Source organism: Phycicoccus sp. CSK15P-2 (assembly GCF_016888005.1).
GTDB lineage: Bacteria > Actinomycetota > Actinomycetes > Actinomycetales > Dermatophilaceae > Phycicoccus.
Genome location: NZ_JAFDVE010000009.1, coordinates 319459 through 337576 on the forward strand (window position 1 = coordinate 319459; position 18118 = coordinate 337576).

19 protein-coding genes are annotated in these 18118 nt (G+C 72.3%); 12 read left to right on the forward strand and 7 right to left on the reverse strand.

The window, feature by feature from the left end; translation table 11 throughout:
* The first annotated feature begins 5 nt into the window (after window positions 1-5).
* Window positions 6-1007 carry a GTP 3',8-cyclase MoaA gene (moaA, locus tag JQN72_RS06380; RefSeq protein WP_204134316.1) on the forward strand — a complete coding sequence of 334 codons (1002 nt, stop codon included), beginning with the start codon at window positions 6-8 and terminating at the stop codon, window positions 1005-1007.
* A gap of 9 nt (window positions 1008-1016) precedes the next feature.
* Here moaA and JQN72_RS06385 read toward each other — a convergent pair whose 3' ends face one another.
* Window positions 1017-1361: a DUF3099 domain-containing protein gene (locus tag JQN72_RS06385; protein ID WP_307812456.1), complete on the reverse strand. Its 345-nt coding sequence runs from the start codon at window positions 1359-1361 to the stop codon at window positions 1017-1019.
* Window positions 1362-1422: 61 nt separating this feature from the next.
* On the opposite strand from JQN72_RS06385, the gene fabG reads away from it, so the two are divergent.
* Together fabG and fabI are read left to right on the forward strand one after the other, a co-directional pair.
* On the forward strand, window positions 1423-2136 hold the full coding sequence (fabG, locus tag JQN72_RS06390) for a beta-ketoacyl-ACP reductase (RefSeq protein ID WP_204134318.1): 714 nt from the start codon (window positions 1423-1425) through the stop codon (window positions 2134-2136).
* Between the two features lie 32 nt (window positions 2137-2168).
* Entirely contained in the window at window positions 2169-2927 is a 759-nt protein-coding gene (fabI, locus tag JQN72_RS06395) for an enoyl-ACP reductase FabI (RefSeq protein WP_204134319.1), read from the forward strand.
* Between the two features lie 657 nt (window positions 2928-3584).
* On the opposite strand, the gene JQN72_RS06400 is transcribed toward fabI, so the two are convergent.
* From JQN72_RS06400 to glgC, 3 genes are all read right to left on the reverse strand, one after another.
* A complete protein-coding gene (locus tag JQN72_RS06400; RefSeq protein ID WP_204134320.1) occupies window positions 3585-5132 on the reverse strand; it encodes an IS1634 family transposase in 1548 nt (515 codons plus the stop codon).
* Between the two features lie 239 nt (window positions 5133-5371).
* Window positions 5372-6604: a phosphoserine phosphatase SerB gene (gene serB / locus JQN72_RS06405; protein WP_307812458.1), complete on the reverse strand. Its 1233-nt coding sequence runs from the start codon at window positions 6602-6604 to the stop codon at window positions 5372-5374.
* 101 nt (window positions 6605-6705) lie between these two features.
* Window positions 6706-7959 (reverse strand): glucose-1-phosphate adenylyltransferase, encoded by a 1254-nt coding sequence (gene glgC / locus JQN72_RS06410; protein ID WP_204134321.1) that lies wholly within the window; start codon window positions 7957-7959, stop codon window positions 6706-6708.
* 62 nt (window positions 7960-8021) lie between these two features.
* Here glgC and glgA point away from each other — a divergent pair, with 62 nt between their 5' ends.
* The 8 genes from glgA (at window position 8022) to JQN72_RS06450 (ending at window position 14641) form a co-directional block, all read left to right on the forward strand.
* On the forward strand, window positions 8022-9215 hold the full coding sequence (gene glgA, locus JQN72_RS06415; protein ID WP_204134322.1) for a glycogen synthase: 1194 nt from the start codon (window positions 8022-8024) through the stop codon (window positions 9213-9215).
* Window positions 9212-9697 (forward strand): XdhC family protein, encoded by a 486-nt coding sequence (locus tag JQN72_RS06420; RefSeq protein ID WP_204134323.1) that lies wholly within the window; start codon window positions 9212-9214, stop codon window positions 9695-9697. Before glgA ends, JQN72_RS06420 begins: the two co-directional genes overlap by 4 nt.
* Window positions 9698-9745: 48 nt before the next feature.
* Window positions 9746-10528, forward strand: a complete 783-nt coding sequence (locus JQN72_RS06425) for an ABC transporter ATP-binding protein (protein ID WP_204134324.1) — start codon at window positions 9746-9748, stop codon at window positions 10526-10528.
* A gap of 66 nt (window positions 10529-10594) precedes the next feature.
* The gene (locus tag JQN72_RS06430) at window positions 10595-11068 is read left to right on the forward strand and encodes an NfeD family protein (RefSeq protein ID WP_204134325.1); all 474 of its coding nucleotides are present in this window, start codon (window positions 10595-10597) and stop codon (window positions 11066-11068) included.
* A 33-nt stretch (window positions 11069-11101) separates the two neighbouring features.
* Window positions 11102-12283, forward strand: a complete 1182-nt coding sequence (locus JQN72_RS06435) for an SPFH domain-containing protein (protein ID WP_204134326.1) — start codon at window positions 11102-11104, stop codon at window positions 12281-12283.
* Between the two features lie 46 nt (window positions 12284-12329).
* Window positions 12330-13097 carry a sulfite exporter TauE/SafE family protein gene (locus tag JQN72_RS06440; RefSeq protein WP_204134327.1) on the forward strand — a complete coding sequence of 256 codons (768 nt, stop codon included), beginning with the start codon at window positions 12330-12332 and terminating at the stop codon, window positions 13095-13097.
* Window positions 13098-13101: 4 nt separating this feature from the next.
* On the forward strand, window positions 13102-13818 hold the full coding sequence (locus JQN72_RS06445; protein WP_204134328.1) for a sulfite exporter TauE/SafE family protein: 717 nt from the start codon (window positions 13102-13104) through the stop codon (window positions 13816-13818).
* Window positions 13819-13828: 10 nt separating this feature from the next.
* A complete protein-coding gene (locus JQN72_RS06450) occupies window positions 13829-14641 on the forward strand; it encodes an RNA methyltransferase (RefSeq protein WP_204134329.1) in 813 nt (270 codons plus the stop codon).
* Here the strand turns inward: JQN72_RS06450 and JQN72_RS06455 are convergent.
* A complete protein-coding gene (locus JQN72_RS06455; RefSeq protein WP_204134330.1) occupies window positions 14638-15015 on the reverse strand; it encodes a DUF3037 domain-containing protein in 378 nt (125 codons plus the stop codon). The genes JQN72_RS06450 and JQN72_RS06455 overlap by 4 nt on opposite strands.
* Window positions 15012-15776, reverse strand: coding sequence for a HipA family kinase (locus JQN72_RS06460; RefSeq protein ID WP_204134331.1), 765 nt, complete (start codon window positions 15774-15776; stop codon window positions 15012-15014). Before JQN72_RS06460 ends, JQN72_RS06455 begins: the two co-directional genes overlap by 4 nt.
* A gap of 36 nt (window positions 15777-15812) precedes the next feature.
* Between JQN72_RS06460 and JQN72_RS06465 the strand changes: the two genes are divergently transcribed.
* On the forward strand, window positions 15813-17279 hold the full coding sequence (locus JQN72_RS06465) for a serine/threonine-protein kinase (protein ID WP_204134332.1): 1467 nt from the start codon (window positions 15813-15815) through the stop codon (window positions 17277-17279).
* A gap of 4 nt (window positions 17280-17283) precedes the next feature.
* On the opposite strand, the gene JQN72_RS06470 is transcribed toward JQN72_RS06465, so the two are convergent.
* The gene (locus JQN72_RS06470) at window positions 17284-17979 is read right to left on the reverse strand and encodes a hypothetical protein (protein ID WP_204134333.1); all 696 of its coding nucleotides are present in this window, start codon (window positions 17977-17979) and stop codon (window positions 17284-17286) included.
* Window positions 17980-18118 lie beyond the last annotated feature (139 nt).

The following is an 18118-nucleotide window of genomic DNA, read 5'->3' on the forward strand; positions in this document are numbered from 1 at the left end:
ACCCTATGACAGACCTCCCCGAGCCCCGCCTCCTCGACCGATTCGGCCGCGTCGGGCGTGACCTGCGCGTGTCGGTCACGGACCGGTGCAACCTGCGCTGTACCTACTGCATGCCCGCCGAGGGCCTGGACTGGCTCCCGAAGCCGGAGATGCTCACCGACGACGAGCTCGTCCGGCTGGTGCGTGTCATGGTCGGTCTCGGGGTGACCAACGTGCGGCTCACCGGGGGCGAGCCGCTCCTGCGCCGCAGCCTCGCCGAGGTCGTGGGACGGATCGCGGCGCTCACCCCGCGCCCTCGGATCGCGATGACGACCAACGGCGTCGGACTCGACCGCCTCGCCGCTCCGCTGGCCGCGGCGGGCCTGGACCGCGTCAACATCAGTCTCGACACGGTCGACCCCCAGCAGTTCCGCGAGCTCACCCGGCGCGACCGCTTCGAGGACGTCGAGGCCGGGCTGAAGGCTGCGGCGGACGCCGGGCTCACGCCGGTGAAGGTCAACGCCGTGGCGATGCGTGACGTCAACGACACCGGGGTGGCCGAGCTGCTCCAGTGGTGTCTCGACCGCGGCTACGAGCTGCGCTTCATCGAGCAGATGCCCCTGGACGCCCAGCACGCGTGGGACCGCAGCCGGATGGTCTCGCAGGCCGAGATCCTCGAACGGCTCGGCGAGCGGTTCCGGCTCACACCGGTGCAGGACCGTGGCAGCGCGCCCGCGGAGCGCTTCCTCGTCGACGGGGGACCCCAGACCGTCGGGGTCATCGCGAGCGTCTCGGCACCGTTCTGCGCAGCCTGCGACCGGGTGCGGCTCACCGCCGACGGCCAGCTGCGCAACTGCCTCTTCGCGCGCAGCGAGGTCGACCTCCGCGGGCCGATGCGCGACGGCGCGAGCGACGACGAGCTCGCGGACCTCGTCGTGGGCGAGATGTGGGCCAAGAAGGTCGGCCACGGCATCGACAACCCCGACTTCGAGCAGCCCGACCGGCCGATGTCGGCCATCGGTGGCTGACCCAGGAGGTCAGTGCCTGCGGCCGGAGTCCTCGTCCGGCGGGACGTACACGTCACGACCGTCCGTGACGAGCGGCGTGTGGTCGACCTGCGGCGTGACCATGCGTCGGCGTCCGGCGACCCGAGGGCGGACGGCGTTGGCCGCGACCACTGCGAAAAACGGCAGGAACACCGCGGCGGCGGCGAAGACCCAGCGGTACCAGTCGTCGATGACGATGACGAGCACGAAGCACACGGTGCGGATGCTCATCGTCACGAGGTACTGCTTGAGGCGCTGCTTCTGGTCCTCCTCGCGCGACGCCGCCACGGTCGTCACCGACTGCGGGTCGGGAGCGCGATGGCGGGTCAGGGGCACCCCGCAACTGTACGTCGGACCCCGCACGGCTACCCGGGGGTAGTCCACTAGGTTCGACAGCATGAGTGAGCCTCGAACCGTTCTGGTCACCGGCGGCAACCGCGGCATCGGGCTGGCCATCGCCCGGGCCTTCGCCGAGTCGGGGGACCGCGTCGTCGTCACCCACCGCAGCGGCGAGCCACCCGAGGGGCTCGACGGTGTCCGGTGCGACGTCACCGACTCCGAGAGCGTGGACGCCGCGTTCACCGAGGCGGAGGAGAAGCTGGGTGGCCCGGTGGAGGTACTCGTCGCCAACGCGGGGATCACCCAGGACGGGCTGCTCATGCGGATGAGCGACGACGACTGGGCCGGCGTCCTCGACACCAACCTGACCGGCGCTTTCCGCTGCGTGCGGCGCGCCAGCAAGGGGATGATCCGGCTACGCCGCGGGCGGATCGTCCTCGTGTCCAGCGTGGTGGGGCTCTCCGGTGGTCCCGGCCAGGTGAACTACGCCGCGAGCAAGGCCGGCCTGGTGGGTATGGCGCGTTCGGTCACCCGCGAGCTCGGTGGCCGCGGGATCACCGCGAACGTCGTAGCACCCGGGTACATCGAGACCGACATGACCGCCGCCCTGCCGGAGGACAGGCAGAAGAGCTACAAGGCGAGCATCCCGGCCGGGCGGTTCGCGACGACCGACGAGGTCGCCGGTGTCGTGCGTTTCCTCGCCGGCCCCGAGGCCGCGTACATCTCCGGTGCCGTCGTCCCCGTCGACGGCGGCCTCGGCATGGGCCACTGACCGACCGTCCCCGAACCCCCGAAAGGCCACCCATGTTGCTCGAGGGCAAGAAGCTGCTCGTCACCGGGGTCCTCATGGACTCCTCGATCGCGTTCCACGTCGCTCGTCTGGCCCAGGAGCAGGGTGCGGAGGTCGTTCTCACCTCGTTCGGGCGGACGACGAAGATCACGACGGCGATCGCCAAGCGGCTGCCGCAGCCTGCGCCCGTCGTCGAGCTGGACGTCGCCAGCGAGGAGGACCTCGCGGCGCTGGCCGACCGGGTCCGCGAGCACGTCGACGGTCTGGACGGGGTGGTCCACTCGATCGGGTTCGCACCACAGGGGGCGTTCAGCTTCATGGACGCGTCGTGGGAGGACGTCTCGACCGCCGTGCAGATCTCCGCGTTCAGCCTGCAGGCGCTGACCAAGGCGGCGCTGCCGCTGATGTCGGACGGCGGGTCGGTGGTCGGGCTGACCTTCGACGCCAAGTACGCCTGGCCGGTGTACGACTGGATGGGTGTGGCCAAGGCGGCGTTCGAGTCGACGAACCGGTACCTCGCGCGCGACATGGGCGGGGAGGGCATCCGGTGCAACCTCGTGAGCGCCGGGCCGATCCGCACGACGGCCGCGAAGTCCATCCCCGGGTTCGAGCAGTTCGAGGAGGCGTGGGGGAGTCGAGCACCGTTGGGCTGGGACGTGCGCGACCCCGAGCCGGCGGCGCGGGCCGTCGTGGCGCTGCTCTCGGACTGGTTCCCCGCGACGACGGGTGAGATCGTCCACGTCGACGGCGGGTACCACGCGGTCGGGGCCTGAGCGGTCCCGCGGGCGCTGGAGCGCGCTTCCTCGGAATCGGGGGTTGGGTTCGCCGCAGCCGGCGTCGTCTCTGCCTGGACCGTGGCGGTCACCCGGCGGGGTCGGGTTCGTCTGCCTCGGAGCCCGGGGTGGCTCCCGCCTGGAACCGGGGCGACCAGCAGGTCCCGTGGGCGGAGGTCGGGGCCGGGAGCACGACCGGTTCGTTCCTGGTGGCTCAGCGCCCCGGACAGGGCCTGGTTCCTGACGTCCGGATGCTCCCGATGCTGGGCCACCCCGAGGTCCCACCGGCCCGGGCGCCGGTGACCACCATGTGGAGCACAGGTACGGATGCTCCCGGTACCGGGCCACAACGAGGGGCATCACACCCGGTGCCGTTGCCCACTCCCGGGAGCACAGGTACGGGATGCTTCGGGAACCGGGGCCGGTGCGGCCCACATCCCGGTGCACCCGTACCTGTGCGCCGAGATGCGGGTAGGTGGGTGGTCCGAGTGCTGGAGCATCTGGACGTCCTGGGACGCACCCCGTGTGGGCACGCTCGGACCGCAGGAGACGTGTCGGTCAGGGGACGGGAGCGCCGTGTCGGTCAGGGGACGGGAGCGCCGTGTCGGTCAGGGGACGGGAGCGCTGCGCCGGTCAGGGCTCCCGAGTTGCACAGGTTTAGTGGGTCACCTTTTCGATCAGGGCGCGGGTGTCGGGAGGGATGTCGGCTCGGGCGGTGAGGGTCTGCCCGGCGACGTCGATGGTCACGTCGCGCAGTGGTCGCAGGGTGTGAACGAGGCGCCGGATGCTCACCCCGGTCACGTCTTGGAGGTAGCGGGCGATGGCGAGGGCGGCGAACATGATGGTCAGGTGCGCCTCGATCGCCTCGCGGGTGTGGTGGAAGATCGGCCGGGCTCGCAGGTCGGTCTTCGACATTCGGAACGAGGCCTCGACGTGCCACAGCTGGTGGTAGCTGGCGATGACCTCGCTCGCGGGCATCACCGCGGCAGGGATGTTCGTGACGTACCCCTTCAAACCGACCAGCCTGCGCGCACGGGCCAGTGACGCTTCATCCAGGACCTGGGAGCCGTTCGTGACGGTCACGAACCGGGGCGTGCGGGTGGTCTTCTCACCGGCGATGACGGCTTTGGCTCGGTTCTCCTGCAGCGTCAGGGTCTTGCTGTCGCGGACCGCGCGCTTGGCGGAGTAGGCCCACACCGCCCGCCACGACCTGTCGTGCACGTCGGGGTCCCACCCCGGCTCAGCCCGCACGTGCTGGTCGTTGACCGCCCCAGCGGCTCGGGTCGCGACCCGGGGGGTGATGGTGTCAATGTGCTGCCCGTCGGTGAACGCGTCCCCGTGCCAGCGGAAGTGGGAGGCCAGGTCGGTGGGGGCCTTGGTGACGCGGGAGCCGACGATGAACCGCAGCCCGGCCGAGTCCAGTGCGGTCAGGTTGCTCGCCGAGAGCATGCCGGCGTCGGCGACGATGACCAGGTCGGCCAGGCCGTGACGTTCCTGAAAGGCGCGGATGATCGGCAGCATCGTGAGGGTCTCGGCCTTGTTGCCCTCGAAGCAGCCGATCTCCAAGGGGAACCCGCTCCGGTCGACCAGCAGCCCGACCACCACCTGCGGGTCGACCCGGCGCTCTTTGGAGTACCCCACCTTGCGCAGCGCGTCTTCCTTCTCGGCCTCGAAGTACAGCGTGGTCACGTCGTACAGACACAGTGAGATGTCCCCGACGCTCCCGGCGTGGGCGAAGCAGGCCGCCGCGACCTGCTCGCGGTACCCGCGCCGGGCGCAGCGGCGCAACGTGGCCGTGAAGGTGTTCCGGTGCGCTGGAGCCACCCCCAGCTCTCGCAGCACCCGCACCGAGTCGGACTTGCTCGTCGGCTCGACCACCCGCGCCAGGACCAGCTGGAAGAACGCCTCGTCGGTGACCACGTCGAACCCCAGCCGGCGCCACGCGGCGTGCACGACATCGACCAAGGCCTGGGAGACCTGACCGCGCACCACGGCCTCACCCCAGGAGCGCCCTCCCAGCCCGAGGTCAAGCTCGCCCTGCCCCTCGTTCATCTTGCGCCGCCCCGTCTCCATCAACACCGCGAGCTCAGCAGCAGTGTGCGCCGACCCGAGATGCTCAATCACCCTGTCCCGCCCCCCGACCCGCTCAGCGAGCTGGACCGCAGTCGCACCCGACGCGGTCCGCACCTTCCGCACAAACACCACGACACCGCACGCTACCGACCCCCGTTAGTGTGTCACCGACCGCGCCCACAACCCCCTGACCAGCGCAAACGCAGACAACTGGCCGAAATCACGACCCACCTGTGCAAGTCAGGTCCTGGGACGCACCCCGTGTGGGCACGCTCGGACCGCAGGAGACGTGTCGGTCAGGGGACGGGAGCGCCGTGTCGGTCAGGGGACGGGAGCGCCGTGTCGGTCAGGGGACGGGAGCGCTGCGCCGGTCAGGGCTCTCGGGGCTCCGCCGTCTCGGCGTCCTCGATCTCCTCGCGGCTGACGCCGAGAAGGAAGAGCACCGTGTCGAGGTAGGGCACGTTGACCGACGTGTCGGCCTGCTCGCGCACGACGGGCTTGGCGTTGAACGCCACCCCCAGCCCCGCCGCGCCCAGCATGTCGAGGTCGTTCGCTCCGTCACCGATCGCGACGGTCCGAGCCAGGGGCAACCCCTCGAGAGCCGCGAACTCGCGCAGCGCGGCCGCCTTGCCCGCGCGGTCCACGACATCGCCCACCACGCGACCGGTGAGCCGCCCGTCACGCACCTCCAGCCGGTTCGCCCGCACGTGGTCCACCCCGAGGTCCGTCCCGATCGGCTCGACGACCTCGGCGAATCCGCCGGAGACCAGCGCCACCGTGAACCCGAGGGCCTTGAGCGTCCGGACCAGGGTCCGCGCGCCCGGGGTGAGACGGACCGCCTCGCGCACGTCGTCGAGGACCGTCACCGGCAGCCCCTCGAGGGTCGCCACCCGGGCGTGCAGCGACTCCGCGAAGTCGAGCTCCCCCTGCATCGCGCGCTCGGTGACGGCGGCGACCTCGGCCTCGGTCCCCGCGTGCGCGGCGATGAGCTCGATCACCTCGTCCTGGACGAGGGTGGAGTCGACGTCCATGACGACGAGCCGCCCCCCGCGGCGTGCCAGCCCGGCCGGCGCCACGGCGATGTCGCACCCGGCCTCCGAGGAGACGAGCGCCAGTGCGCGGCGCAGCCCCGCGACATCCGCCCCGGACACGTCGAGCTCGACGGTCGTCACGGGCCACCGCGACAGCCGCCGGATGCGGTCGATGTTCGCGCCGTGCTCCGCGACGGCCCGCGAGACGGCCGCGACGTGGGCGGTGCTCAGCGGGGACGCCATGACGACGACGGCCGCCCGCCCCGTCCGCCGTGGTGCGTTGTCCCCGTGCCCCGCGACGAGCGAGACGTTCATCCCCATGGACTCGCCGGCACGGGTCAGCCGGTCGGTGAGGACGTTCTCGTCGCGTCCGGGACCGAGCAGCACCGACAGCGCCAGGTGCCCGCGCACGACGACCTGCTCGACGTCGAGCACGTTCGCCCCGACCGACGCGGCCGCCTCGAAGACCGTGCTCGTCACGCCGGGCCGGTCCGGCCCGGTCAACGAGACGAGGAGGGTGCGGGCGTCCGGATCGGGCAGCGGCGCGAGCGGTGGTGACGCGGAGGAGGGCACTCCTGCAGGCTAGTCGCGCAGCCCGCCCCGCCAGGCGACGAGGTCGCGAACCGGACCGAGCTCGGCGTCGGCTCCGGTCCGGACCGGGCGGGGGCCGGCGGTCACCGGGTGACCTCCTGCCCCTTCCCGACGACCGTGATGCCCGACTCGGTCACCGAGAAGCCGCGGGCAAGGTCGTGCTCGCGGTCGACGCCGATGGACGTGCCCTCCGGCACGACGACGTTCTTGTCGAGGATGGCCTTCTCGACCCGGCAGTGCCGCCCGATCTCGACGCCGTCGAGGAGCACGCTGTCCTCGACCTCGGTGTAGCTGTGGATCTTGACGTCGGGAGAGATCACCGAGCCGTTGACCCGGGCCCCGGAGATGACGACCCCGGGCGAGACGGCCGAGTTGAGCGCCTCGCCGAACCGGCCGTGCGCCCCGTGGACGAACTTCGCCGGCGGGTAGTAGCCGTAGGTCGTGTACAGCGGCCAGTCGTAGTTGTAGAGGTTGAACACGGGGTGGATGGACACGAGGTCCATGTGCGCGTCGTAGTAGCTGTCGATCGTCCCGACGTCGCGCCAGTAGCCCATGTCGCGTTCGGTGCCGCCCGGGACGACGTTGTTCTTGAAGTCGTAGACCGACGCCGCGCTCTCGGCGACGAGCGCCGGCACGATGTCCCCACCCATGTCGTGGTCGCTGCCCTCGAGGGTGGAGTCGGCGGTCACCGCGTCCATGAGCGCGTCCGCGCTGAACACGTAGTTGCCCATGCTCGCGAGGATCTCGTCAGGGGAGTCCGGCAACCCGTCCGGGTCCTCGGGCTTCTCGAGGAACGCCCGGATGCGGGTGGGGTCGTCCGGCTCGACGTCGATGACGCCGAACTGGTCGGCCATCTCGATCGGCTGCCGGATGGCGGCAACGGTCACGCCCGCACCGCTGTCGACGTGCTGCTCGACCATCTGCGAGAAGTCCATCCGGTACACGTGGTCGGCGCCCACGACGACGACGATGTCGGGCCGCTCGTCGGTGATCGTGTTGAGGCTCTGGAAGATGGCGTCCGCGCTGCCCTGGTACCAGGACTTGCCGATGCGCTGCTGGGCCGGGATCGGCGCGACGTAGTTGCCGAGCATCGTGCTCATCCGCCAGGTCTTCGTCACGTGCCGGTCGAGGCTGTGCGACTTGTACTGGGTGAGCACGACCACCTTGAGGTAGCCGGAGTTCACGACGTTGGACAGGGCGAAGTCGATGAGGCGGTAGATGCCGCCGAAGGGGACGGCCGGCTTGGCGCGGTCCCGCGTCAGCGGCATGAGGCGCTTCCCCTCCCCACCCGCGAGGACGATGGCCAGGACCTTGGGACCTCCGCTTCGGTACGCCATGCCCCCAACCTATGGGGTGGGCGCTCTCGCTGGGAGACCTCGTTCACCACTACGGTGAAATCGTGCGCATCGACATCCTGACCAAGGAGTACCCGCCCTCCATCTACGGGGGAGCGGGGGTGCACGTCGCGGAGCTCACTCGCGCGCTGCGCGAGCGGCGCGACACCGACGTGCGGGTGCACGCGTTCGGCGGGCCGCGCGACGAGCACGACACGACGAGCCATCCCGACCTCCCGGAGCTCGAGGGGACGAACGCGGCGCTCACGACCCTCGGGGTCGACCTCACGATGGCCGCGGCCTGCGCCGGCGCGGACCTCGTCCACTCGCACACGTGGTACGCGAACTTCGCGGGTCACGTCGCGGGCATCCTCGAGGGCGTGCCGCACGTGCTCTCGGCGCACAGTCTCGAGCCGATGCGTCCCTGGAAGGCCGAGCAGCTCGGTGGGGGCTACCGGCTCTCCTCGTGGGTCGAGCGCACCGCCTACGAGGGCGCTGCGGCCGTCATCGCCGTGAGCGCCGGCATGCGCGAGGACATCCTGCGGGCCTACCCGCAGGTCGACCCCGACAAGGTGCAGGTCGTCCACAACGGCATCGACTCCGGGATGTGGCAGCGCAACGATGACCCGGACGTGGTCCGCGACCTCGGCATCGACCCGGAGCGCCCCGCCGTCGTGTTCGTCGGCCGGATCACGCGACAGAAGGGCCTGCCGTTCCTGCTCCGCGCCGCTGCCGAGCTGCCGCCGGAGGTCCAGCTGGTCCTGCTCGCGGGTGCCCCGGACACCCCGGAGATCAAGGCCGAGGTCGAGGGCCTCGTCGACGGGCTGCGCGCCGAGCGGGACGGGGTCGTCTGGATCTCCGAGATGCTCCAGCGGGACAAGGTCACCGCCGTGCTCAGCGCGTCGTCGGTGTTCGTCTGCCCGTCGGTCTACGAGCCGCTCGGCATCGTCAACCTGGAGGCCATGGCCTGCGAGCTCCCGGTCGTGGCGACGGCCACCGGCGGGATCCCGGAGGTGGTCGTCGACGGCGAGACCGGTTGGCTCGTCCCCATCGAGCAGAAGCAGGACGGCACCGGCACCCCCGTCGACGAGGACCGCTTCGTCGCCGACCTCGCCGCCGCTCTCACCGACGCGGTCTCCGACCTCGACCGGGCCCGCCGGTTCGGCGTCGCCGGCCGGACCCGGGCGGTCGACTCCTTCTCCTGGGACACCATCGCCGACCGCACCATGGAGGTCTACCGCCAGGTGCTGGACCGGTGAGCGACACCCGGCACGACCCCGTGCTCGGCAGCGGGGCGGAGCCCACGGACGGCCCCCTGGGTCGGCTCGTCGTCGTCTTCGACAACGAGATCGCCCGAGCCCTGGCCTCGATGGCCGAGGCCACCGGCTGGGACGCCACCGTGCTGCAGCACGCTCCGGACGAGGCCGAGGTCGCCGCGCTCGGCCACCACGACGCGCTCGTCGTGTGCAACCACGACGGTGACGGGGCCTACGACCTGCTCCGCGACGCCCTGCGGGCCGGCGTCGGGTACGTCGCGATGATGGCGAGCCGGAACCGCTCCGCGGACCTGGTCGGGATGCTGCGCGAGGAGGGGTTCGACGACGACGCGCTCGGCCGGCTCCACGTGCCCGCCGGGCTGCGCATCGGGGGCAGGTCGGCCGGGGAGATCGCGCTGTCGGTCATGGCCGAGGTCGTCGCGGACCGCAACGGTGCCGCGGGCGGGCCGATGCGCGACGGGTGAGGGCGTGCCGTCCCGTCGCCGCCGCGCCGGTCAACTAGGGTCGGGCGCATGAGCGACGTCCTGGCCCTCGCCGGCGTGGGCGTCGTGCGGGGCGGGACCACGATCCTCGACGACGTCACCTGGGAGGTCGAGGAGGGCCAGCGCTGGGTGGTGCTGGGCCCGAACGGTGCGGGGAAGACGACTCTCCTCCAGCTCGCGGCGGGCAGGATGCACCCGACGACCGGCGTCGCCGGCGTCCTCGGCGAGGTGCTCGGGGCGGTCGACGTGTTCGACCTCCGGCCCCGGATCGGTCTCTCCAGTGCGGCTCTCGCGGATCGCATCCCGCCGCGTGAGACCGTCCGCGACGTCGTCGTCACCGCGTCCTACGGCGTCGTCGGCCGGTGGCGCGAGTCCTACGAGCGGCTCGACGAGAACCGCGCGGCCGAGCTCCTCGAGGCGCTCGGCGCCAGCCACCTGGCGACCCGCCGGTACGGGACGCTCTCCGAGGGGGAGCGCAAGAGGGTGCAGATCGCCCGCGCCCTGATGACCGATCCCGAGCTCATGCTGCTCGACGAGCCCGCCGCGGGGCTCGACCTCGGCGGCCGTGAGGACCTCGTGCGCCGGCTCGGCCAGCTCGCCGGGGACCTGGCGGCACCGGCGCTCGTCCTCGTGACCCACCACGTCGAGGAGATCCCGCCGAGCTTCACCGACGTCCTGCTGCTGCGCGACGGGCGGGTCGTCGCGCAGGGACCGCTCGAGATCACGCTCACCGAGGAGCACCTCGAGCGCACCTTCGGCATGCCGCTCGAGCTCGAGGTCCGGGGGAGCCGTTATGCCGCCCGCGCACGCTGAGCCACGAGGGAACCCGGGACGCGGTTCACGCGTCGGAGCATCGTCACCGCAGAGAAGGGCAGGCCGATGGACTGGCTGACCGACAACGCCTGGCTCGGCTGGCTGGGCGTCGCGCTCGTGCTCGCCGCGATCGAGGCGGCCACCGTCGACTTCGTCTTCCTCATGTTCGCGGGTGGGGCACTGGCCGGCGCGGTCGCGGCGCTCCTCGGAGCACCGTTCTTCTTCCAGGTCGTCGTCGCGGTCGTGGCCGCGATGCTCCTGCTCCTCGTCGTGCGGCCCATGCTCAAGAACAAGTTCATGGACACCCAGACCGACCATCGCATCGGCGCTTCCGGCCTCGTCGGGCGCGAGGCGTGGGTGCTGCAGACCGTGACCGAGACCGACGGCCGCGTCAAGCTCGCAGGTGAGACGTGGTCGGCCCGCCTCGCCGACGGCGCCACCATCGCCAACCCCGGCGACGAGGTGCGCGTCATCGCGATCCACGGCGCCACCGCCGTGGTCGTCCCGGTCATAGCTCCCCATACCCTCCCGCCCAGCTGACCCGCGCCTCGGCGCCGACGGAAAGGCACGCACATGGACGGCATCGGCCCGCTCATCGTCATCCTCCTGCTCGCGGTGTTCGCGATCGTCGTCCTCGTCCGGACGATCCGCATCGTGCCGCAGCAGACGGCCCTCATCATCGAGCGTCTGGGCCGCTACTCGCGCACGCTGGAGGGGGGCATCCACTTCCTCGTCCCGTTCGTCGACATCGTCCGCGCGAACATCGACCTGCGCGAGCAGGTCGTGTCGTTCCCGCCGCAGCCGGTCATCACCAGCGACAACCTCGTCGTCTCCATCGACACGGTGATCTACTACCAGGTCATCGACTCCAAGTCGGCCGTGTACGAGATCGCCAACTTCATCGCCGGGATCGAGCAGCTCACCGTCACGACGCTGCGTAACGTCATCGGCTCGCTCGACCTCGAGCAGACCCTGACCAGCCGCGACCAGATCAACGGGCAGCTGCGCGGCGTGCTCGACGACGCCACGGGCAAGTGGGGCATCCGCGTCAACCGCGTCGAGCTCAAGGCCATCGACCCGCCCGCCTCGGTCCAGGAGTCGATGGAGAAGCAGATGAAGGCCGAGCGGGACCGTCGCGCGGCGATCCTCAACGCCGAGGGCATCAAGGCCAGCCAGATCCTGACCGCCGAGGGCGAGAAGCAGAGCCAGATCCTGCGCGCGGAGGGCTCGGCCCAGGCCCGGATCCTCGAGGCGCAGGGCCAGGCGCGTGCGATCCAGCAGGTCTTCGACGCGATCCACCGCGGGAAGCCGACCCAGAAGCTCCTCGCCTACCAGTACCTCCAGGTGCTGCCGCAGATCGCCCGCGGTGACTCCAACAAGATGTGGATCGTCCCGAGCGAGCTCACCGACGCCCTGCGTGGCATCGGGGGAGCGCTCGGCCAGAACCCCCAGGGTCCCCTGGACGGCGGCGACGACGAGTGGGTCGACCCCGGCGACGACCTCGGCAACGCGTTCGAGGAGACGACCCTGGAGGACCCCAAGGAGGCTCTCGCCCGGGCTCGGGGGCAGGCCGCGCAGTCGAGCCGGGAGGCCGAGAGCCACGCCACGCCGACGTCTCGGGTCCAGCCGCCGATCACCCGGGGTGCGGACGCCGTGCCGCCCCGGAAGGCTCCTCCCGCACCCGAGGCGCCGCCGGCCGCTCCTGCGTCGCCCGAGACCCCACCGCCTCCGCCGCCGGCTCCGGACCAGCCTTGAGCAGCCCACCCACCGGCACCCGGCCACCCGACACTAGGGTGGCCGGGTGCCGGTCGGTGAAGCGCTGCTCGTCGTGCTCGCGGGCGTCGGTGCGGGCACGATCAACACGATCGTCGGGTCCGGAACGCTCATCACCTTCCCGACGCTGCTCCTGCTCGGCGTCCCACCGGTGACCGCGAACATCTCGAACAACCTGGGCCTGGTACCGGGGAGCCTCACCGGGTCCATCGGCTACCGCCGCGAGCTACGGGGGATGGGCGCCGAGCTCCGCCGGTACGTGCCGATCTCGTTCGTGGGGGGTGCGGCGGGCGCTGTGCTGCTCCTCGTGCTCGACCCCGACCTCTTCCGGGCGATCGTCCCGGTCCTCATCGTCCTCGGCGTCGCCCTCGTCGTCCTCGGCCCGCGGATCAACGCCTGGGCCACCCGCCGCCGCGAGGCCGCGGGGCAGGAGGCGCGCGAGCACCGCGGGGCGATGCGCGCCGGGGTGCTCGGCGCGGGGGTCTACGGCGGCTACTTCGGTGCGGCCCAGGGCATCATCCTCATGGGCGTGCTCGGTGCGCTGTCCGGCGAGTCCCTGCAGCGCCTCAACGGCCTGAAGAACGTCCTCGCGACGGTCGTCAACGCGATCGCCGCGGTCGTCTTCCTCGCCGTCGCCTCCGACCGCATCGACTGGCTGGTCGTCCTCCTCATCGCCGTGGGGTCCACGCTCGGAGGGGTGCTCGGGGCGACCGTCGGTCGTCGCCTGCCGAGCCCCGTGCTACGCGGGATCATCGTCGTCGTCGGCGTCGTCGCGGTGACCCGGCTGGTCCTCTGACCCGATGGAGTGGCACCTGGCCCTGCTCGGGCTCGCGGTCCTCGCCGGTGCCGTGGTGCAGTCGGTCATCGGCTTCGGGATGTCCGTCGTCGCCGCCCCGTTCGTCGTGCTCGTGGCGCCCGAGCTCATGCCGGTGGCGCTGCTGCTGCCGAGCGTCACCCTGCCCGTACTGCAGCTCACGCACGGCGTCCGCGACCTCGCCTGGCGGGCGCTCGGGTGGGCTCTCGTGGCAAGACTGCTGCTGACACCGCTCGGTGTCGTCGCCGTGGCCTGGCTCTCGCCGCGCGCCATCGCCGCGTTCGTCGGCATGCTCGTGCTCGTGACCGTCGCGCTGTCCGTGCGGACCGTCGAGCTGCGGCCGACCCGGGTGAACGCAGTCCTGGCCGGGGCGATCTCGGGTGTCTCCGGGACGGCCGCCGCCATCGGCGGTCCGTTCCTCGCCCTGGTCCTCCAGCACGAGCCGCCCGAACGCGTGCGGGCGACCCTGGCCGCCTTCTTCCTCCTCGGATCGGGCCTCGCCCTCGCCGGTCTCGCGGTCGGGGGAGAGGTGGACGGCCACCGACTCACCTACGGCCTCGTGTGGGCGCCGTTCGCGCTCGGCGGGTACGCCCTCGCCGCCCCGGTCCGCGCCCGGGTCGACCCCGCCCGGTTCCGCCGGTACGTCCTCGGGTTCTGTGTCGTCGCGAGCCTCGTCGTCATCGGCCGGGCCGCCCTGGCCTAGCCTCGGCACCGTGCCCACGACCATCGAGGACCCGGACGACCCGCGCCTCCAGGACTACGTGGGGCTCACCGACGTCGCCCTGCGCCGGCGCCTCGAGCCCGAGGGCGGGCTGTACGTCGCCGAGTCCGAGAAGGTCATCCGCAGGGCGCTCGGGGCGGGGCACCGGCCCCGCTCCTACCTCATGGCCGAGCGCTGGCTCACCGAGCTCGCCGACCTCGTCGCCGAGGCGGAGGACCACGGCGTGCCGGTGTACGTCGGCGAGCACGACGTCATCGAGCGGCTCACCGGGTTCCACCTGCACCGCGGTGCGCTCGCCTCGATGCACCGGCCCGCCCTTCCTCCGCTCGACGCCGTCCTGGACGGGGCCCGGCGGGTGCTGGTCCTCGAGGACGTCGTCGACCACACGAACGTCGGGGCCGTCTTCCGATCGGCGGCTGCGCTCGGAGTGGACGCCGTCCTCGTCACCCCACGCTGTGCCGACCCGCTGTACCGGCGGTCCGTCCGGGTGTCCATGGGCACGGTGTTCCAGGTGCCGTGGACGCGGGTCGACCCGTGGCCCGGAGGCGTCGAGGACCTGCACCGGCTCGGCTTCTCGGTGGCGGCGCTCGCCCTCGGGGACGAGGCCGTGGGTCTCGACGAGCTCGCGGCGGACCCGCCGGAGCGCCTCGCGCTGGTGCTCGGGACCGAGGGGGACGGGCTGAGCCGCCACACCGTCGCCGCGGCCGACACCGTCGTGCGGATCCCGATGGCCGGGGGAGTGGACTCCCTCAACGTCGCTGCGGCCGGCGCCGTCGCGGCCTGGGCGCTGCGGGTGCGGTCCTAGCGGACCAGCCGGTCGAGAAGCCGCTCTGCCTCCGTGTCCGGGTCCTCGGTGGAGCCACCGTGCACCGGCCCGGGCTGCAGGACGGTCGACCGCGGCGCGCTGAGCCAACCGAACCGCTTGCCCTGCGTGGTCAGCGCGGCATCCACCGTCTCCGGCGGCGCGTCGCACATCCCACTCACCGCTGCGAGCGCGGCGCGCAGGTCGTCCAGGTGGGTCTCCGGCGCGAACGCCGCGAGCCGCTCGTCGTCGACGTGCCAGGCGCACCGGAGCACCCCGGCCGACTGCGAGTGCACCACGACACCGACGTTCAGGCACTCACCGCGGTCGACGCGCGGGACGTAGCGCAGCACGACGTACTGGTACGGATGGCTCATCGAGCACCTCCGAGCCAGGACTCCGGGCGGTGCAGGCGCAGCAGGAGGTGCTCGAGGTACGCCGCCCGGACCGCGCCGAGGTCCGGCAGGCTCCCGGTGGTCTCGAGCCACTCGTCGGGGACGGTGTCGACGACCTCGCGCAGCACGTCCTCGGTGAGCTCCGCAGCGAGGCGCTCGTGCGTCTCGGCCAGGGGCGCCGCGACCGGAGCGAGGACGTGCCCGCTCGGGTCGAAGGGCTGGGCCACGAAGCGGGCGACGTCGGGCGGCCGGCTGGGCCAGGAGTGGTGGAACCAGAGGGCGGCGCCGTGGTCGATCGCCCACGTGCGCCCGTGCCAGACGAGGAGGTTCGGGTTGGCCCAGGTGCGGTCGACGTTCGCGGTGTACGCGTCGAGCCAGAGCACGGCCGCCGCGTCGTCCGCGGACGGCGGCCGCGAGCCGTCGTACCCGAAGGCGCCCGGGAGGAAGTCGACCCCGAGGTTGCGGCCGGGGCTCGCCGTGAGGAGGTCCTGGACCTCCTCGTCGGCCTCGTAGCGGGCGATCGCGCTCGGGAGGTGGACGACCGCGAGCCGCGGGGTGGGGATTCCGAGCCGGCGGGCGACCTCACCGACGAGGATCTCGGCCACGAGGACCTTGCGGCCCTGACCCGCACCGGTGAACTTCACGACATACGTGCCGAGGTCGTCGGCCTCGACGAGTCCGGGCAGCGACCCACCCTCGCGGAGCGGGGCGACGTAGCGCACCGCGGTCACGGACTCCAGCACCCGGCAACCCTACGACAGGGCACTAAGGTGGCTGCGATGACCACCGACGACCGACGACTGGCCGGCCGCTACCACCTCGACAGCCCGATCGGGCAGGGCGGGATGGGTGAGGTCTGGCGTGCCACGGACACCGTGCTCGGCCGCGAGGTCGCGGTCAAGACGATCGACCTGCGCCGGGTGCCCGACGAGTCGGGGGCGGCACGGTTCGAGCGTGAGGCGAAGGTCACGGCGGCGATGAGCCACCCGAACGTCGTCACGGTCCACGACACCGGTGTCGAGGGCGACACCGCGTACCTCGTCATGGAGCTCCTCCCCGGTCCCAGCCTCGCGGACCGGCTGGCCGACGGACCCCTGCCGGTGGAGGAGGTCGTCGAGGTCGGTCGCCAGGTGGCGTCCGCACTGTCCGCCGCGCACGAGCGTGGGCTCGTCCACCGTGACATCAAGCCGGCCAACCTCGTCTACGCGGCGGACGGCCGGCTCCGGGTCCTCGACTTCGGCATCACCCAGCTCGGGGACGCCGGCGGAGACCAGGCGCTCACCGCGACGCACACGGTCATGGGAACGGCCGAGTACCTCGCCCCCGAGCAGGCCACGGGCGCGCGGGTCGACGGCCGGGCCGACCTCTACGCCCTCGGCTGCGTGCTCTACGCCCTCCTCTCGGGCCGCGCGCCCTTCACCGGCCCCACATCCGTCGCGACGATGATGATGCACACCAACGACGCCGTCCCGGACATCCGCGAGCTGCGTCCCGACACGCCGGTCTGGCTCGCGGCGCTCGTCGGGAACCTCCTCGCCAAGTCCCCCGAGGACCGGCCGGCCGGCGCCGGCGCCGTCCTCGAGGCGCTGGACTCCCGCAGCGCCCCGCCCGGCGCGGCGGCCACCACGGTGCTCCCGGCCGCCGGGGCCGCGACGACACGGCGGATGGAGGCCACGCCGCCTCCGCCACCTCCCGGCCCGCCGCCGGCGACGTACGAGCCGGAACGACAGGGCGGCGGCGGTTCGCCCGCGCTGTGGGTGCTCGCGGTCGTCGCGGTGCTCGCGCTGGGCCTGCTGGCCTGGTGGCTCCTCGGCGGCGACCGGACGTCCACGGAGGGCACCCCGTCGGCCAGCCCCACGGTCTCCTCGCCCTCGCCGGAGCCCACGACGAGCGTGCCCGAGGAGACGTCCGCGGAGCCGACCCCGACTTCCGAGCCCACCGAGACCGCGCCCGACCCCGCGCCGGTGGAGGGCGCCAGCGCGGCACTCGGTGACGAGGTCGGGGCGCTGCGACAGGACGGCACCATCGACAACGACACCGCGAAGATCGTCGACGACCCGCTCAAGGACGTCGACAAGGCGCTCCGCGACGAGGACGCCGACGACCTCACCGACGCCCGGGACACCCTCGTCGAGGACTACCGGGACGCCGTGGACGACGGCACGATGCCGCCCGAGGCGGCGGACCGGCTCGACCCGCTCGTCGAGGACCTGTCCAGCGCCGTCGACGACTACACGCAGGGCTGAGCCCTCACCCGGCTGCGGCGCCCTGGAGCGTCGTGGCCACCACCGGGTCGAGGCCGCCCGTGAAGGAGTTGGGCCCGACCGGTCCGTACACCGTGCGGAGGACCACGCACGCCGCGAGGTAGGAGCCTTCCTCGGTGGGGTGGCCGTCGTCCTGCGAGAGCGCGAGGTCGGGACGCACCGAGGTCGCTCGGGCGAACGCGGCGCCGGCCGCGGCGACGGCTGTTCCCGCCGACCGGCCGGCGGAGGCGTACGCGCGCGCCAGCGCGGCCGTGGTCACACCGGGGCTGTCCCGGCGGGCCCAGGTCTGCAGTGCCACCGGCTGCGCGCCCGCCGACCGCGCGAGCTCCGCGAGACGGTTCAGACCGTCCGAGAAGGTGCCGTACTCGTACACGGGCAGCTGGCTCTGCTCCTGCAGCACCACGACGTCCCACCCGTCGGGGTCGGCAAGGGCGTCGAGCGTGTCGCCGTTCGCCATGTGCTGCTGCAGCGTGAAACCGCCGGGTGCGACGCGTCGTGCGTGGACGTTGGGGGCCAGGCCTTCGAGCAGCTCGTCGAGGCCGCCGTTGTAGTGGGTGAAGCTGTTGCCCACGAAGAGGACGCGCCGGGCGGCCAGCGTGCTGTCGCCGGTGCGCGAGCAGCCTCCGAGCGCCGCTGCGGCGACCCCCGCGAGCAGCGTCCGACGACCGACCCGGAGCCCCACGAGGCGACATCGTAGTGTCGCGTGTAGTTAGTTGATTTACGGTTGGTGTGCTGGGACGATGAGGTATGGCGAATCGTCCGGCTCCGGCGTTGGTGTTGCGTGAGGGTGACCGGGAGGAGCTGGCGCGTTTGACGAGGTC